Raw genomic sequence first — 591 nt, forward strand, 5'->3', positions numbered from 1 at the left:
GTCCCCGGGCGTGCAGTTCGGCATCACCGACCTGTCGATCACCCAGTACGACGCGTCCGGATTCGCCCACCAGCTCGGAACCCAGGTCCCAGCCCGCGACCGCCGCGCCGGGCGGCGGCCCCGGGACGCGCACGGTGTGCCGCAGGTCGAGCTGGTGGGCGAATCCGGACGCGTCGTACTGGGTGATCGACAGGTCGGTGATGCCGAACTGCACGCCCGGGGACCCGTCGTCGGTGCCCGCGGCGGTGATCCGCACCCACGGCGTCTCGCCGTAGGGCAACGCGGCGGCGAGCGGCTTGCCGGGCTCGTCGAACCGCAAGGTGGTGCTGCCGGTGGCGGTCTCGATCAGGATGCGGCGCACCTGCGCGCCGACGGCCGTCGCGCTGGGTGTCAGGGTGATCGCCGCGTTGGTGACCGGGTGGTCGAAATCGACCTGCAGCCACTGGCCCACCGCCGATTGCAGCGAGTTGGACACCCACGCGGTCGCCGGGTCGCCGTCGATGGCGGCGACGGGGGAGGTCGCCGGCGCGACGTCGGGCATCGCGGTGGAGTCCGACGACGAGCTCGACACGGTGATCCGGCCGCCGCTCC

At 73.3% G+C, this 591-nt stretch carries 1 protein-coding gene; it reads right to left on the reverse strand.

Annotated features, from left to right (window positions below; genetic code table 11):
• Positions 1-591: discoidin domain-containing protein (locus tag A5711_RS21560; protein WP_231987526.1), on the reverse strand; the 591-nt coding region annotated here is incomplete at both ends.

It is taken from the genome of Mycobacterium sp. E2238, from assembly GCF_001672665.1.
Classification (GTDB): Bacteria; Actinomycetota; Actinomycetes; order Mycobacteriales; family Mycobacteriaceae; genus Mycobacterium.